Source organism: Mesorhizobium sp. M7A.F.Ca.US.005.03.2.1 (genome assembly GCF_003997795.1).
Classification (GTDB): domain Bacteria; phylum Pseudomonadota; class Alphaproteobacteria; order Rhizobiales; family Rhizobiaceae; genus Mesorhizobium; species Mesorhizobium ciceri.
On the sequence record NZ_RZRP01000829.1, the window covers coordinates 1 to 2,754 of the forward strand.

Consider the following 2,754-nt stretch of genomic DNA (forward strand, 5'->3'; position numbering starts at 1 on the left):
GTTTTGGGACAACGACATGCATAAAAATCAAGGAAGCGTTTTAGCCTTTCGCGATCCGGAATAGCGCCAGATAAGAAAATCCCGCACCGTCTTCGAGACGGCGCGGGATTTTTTGTCAACAAACTAGCTCAGGTGGCTGAAAGGCTTAGAAAAAGCCCTTCCGCTGCCACCATCCGCCGCGTTTCGGCTTGTCGTCGGTCTTGTCGTCGGTCTTGTCCTCGGCCTTGGCCGCGGGTTCTTCCGCTACGGTCGAAGACACCACCGGCTCGACCGGTGCATTCACCGCCGCCGGCTTGCGCCGCGACGGGCGGGCCTTCGGTGCCTTCTCGACAGCCGCTGCTTCGTCGGACGCCGTGGCCGGCGTCTCGACCGGTGCTTCCGCCTCGGCAGCCGGCTCTTCGGCGACGATTTCGGCTGCGGCCTTCTTCGGCTTGGCGGCACGGCGTGGCTTCTTCGGCTTCTCCATGCTCGGCGCGTCGTCATTGGCCGGAGCAAGCACCACCGGCTCTTCGGCCGCTGCGGTAACCACCGGCTCGCTGGCGATCACCTCGGTTGCCGAGACTTCGCCTTCGGACGCGTCGGCTGCTTCGCCAGCACTTGCCTCAGCCTCGCCCTCACCGTCTTCGCGGCGGTTGCGCTTGCCGCCGCGCTTGCCGCGCCGGCGCTTCTTGCCCTGGCCTTCGTCCGAAGCTTCAGCTGTGGCAGGAGTTTCGGAAACACCAACAGGGGCATTGTCGTCCGCTTCCGCGTCGCCATCTCCGGCGGCCGAGTCCGAGTCCGAAAACTCGCCGGCCGGAGCCGAGACGGAAGCACCGTCCGCAGGGGCGCCATGTTCGCGATCGCGATCCTTGCCGCCACGCCGACGCCGACGCTTGCGGCGCTTGCGGTCGCGGCCTTCGCCTTCCTCACCACCGGCAGCGGGCCGCGGCTGCTGTTGCTGCGGCTGCTGGCGTGGCTGTTCTGCCTGGATCGGCGCCTCGTCGTCTTCCTCGATGACGGCAATCTCATCCTCGGGCTCGTCCGGCTCGACATAGGCCGGGAAGCTGCGCGCCTCGACAAAGCCTTCCGGCTTTTCAGCCAACGCGCCGCGGAAGATCGCATAGTGCTGCGAACCCACCGAATCGTCGGCCTCGACGGTGATCGTCAGCCCGAAGCGGCTTTCGAGTTCCACCAGCGTGCCGCGCTTGTGGTTGAGCACGTAGAGTGCTGTCGCCGCCGGCGTCCGCACCGTGATGTGGCTGCGCGAATCCTTGAGCAGGAATTCCTCGATCGCCCGCACCACCATCAGCGCGACCGACGAATCGGAGCGCACATGGCCGGTGCCGCCGCAATGCGGGCAAGGCTTCATGGTCGATTCCAGCACGCTGGCGCGGATGCGCTGGCGTGACATCTCCATGAGGCCGAAATGCGAGATACGGCCGACCTGGATGCGCGCACGATCGTTCTTGAGGTGATCCTTCAGCCGCTTCTCGACGGAGCGGTTGTTGCGGTTCTCCTCCATGTCGATGAAGTCGATGACGATCAGGCCGGCAAGATCGCGCAGCCTTAGCTGACGCGCGACTTCCTCGGCCGCTTCCAGATTGGTGTGGAGCGCGGTGTCCTCGATCGAGTGCTCCTTGGTGGAGCGGCCCGAATTCACGTCGATGGCAACCAGCGCTTCGGTCTGGTTGATGATGATGTAGCCGCCGCTCTTCAGCGTCACTTGCGGCTGCAGCATGCGGTCGAGCTGTGCCTCGATGCCGTTGCGCACGAAGATCGGCGTCGTGTCGCGGAACGGCTGAACCACCTTGGCGTGGCTCGGCATCAGCATGCGCATGAAGTCCTTGGCCTCGCGGTAGCCTTCCTCGCCGGAGACAAGAATCTCGTCGATATCCTTGTTGTAGAGGTCGCGCACCGAGCGCTTGATCAGGCTGCCTTCCTCGTAGACCAGGGCAGGGGCCGTGGACTGCAAGGTGAGATTGCGGACATTTTCCCAAAGCCGCATCAGATATTCGTAGTCGCGCTTGATCTCTGCCTTGGTGCGGCTCTCGCCGGCGGTGCGCAGGATGACGCCCATGCCCTGCGGCACTTCGAGATCGGCGACGACCTCCTTGAGCCGCTTGCGGTCGACCGCGCTGGTGATCTTGCGCGAAATGCCGCCGCCACGCGCCGTGTTCGGCATCAGCACCGAATAGCGGCCGGCCAGCGACAGATAGGTGGTCAGCGCCGCGCCCTTGTTGCCGCGCTCTTCCTTGACGACCTGCACCAGGAGGATCTGCCGGCGCTTGATCACTTCCTGGATCTTGTACTGGCGGCGCACCGGCTTGCGGCGGTTGCGCACTTCTTCCAGCGCATCCTCGGCGCCGACCGATTCGACCTCGTGATCGTCCGGATGCGAGGACTGCACTTCTTCCAGCATGCCGCGATCATTGTCGCCGGAGGTCGCTTCGCTACCTTGTTCGGCCAGCGGGACGGCTTCGGAAATCACATCGGCCTCGACCGAGGCGGCGATCGACGTCGGGCCGCCTTCGCGGATTTCGCCTTCGTCCTGCTCGGCCGAATCCTCACCATGCTCGGACGCATCAGCATGTTCGGACGAATCAGCCGCATGTTCGATGATCTCGGACGTGTGCGAGATGTCCTCGACACCAGCGTCGGCACCTTCTTCTGCCTCGTCGGCAGCGTCGCTCGCCTCGCCGGAATCGGCTGCATCGCGCTTGTGCTCGCCCCGGTCGCGGGGCTTGCCGCCGCGCCTGCGGCCGCGCCGTCCGCGAT

General features: G+C 64.9%; 1 protein-coding gene. It reads right to left on the reverse strand.

Annotation, left to right across the window (positions count from 1 at the left end; all coding sequences use genetic code 11):
* Window positions 1-145: 145 nt before the first annotated feature.
* Window positions 146-2,754 (reverse strand): ribonuclease E/G (locus EN991_RS31030; RefSeq protein WP_164769490.1); only part of this gene is annotated, 2,609 nt, incomplete at its 5' end.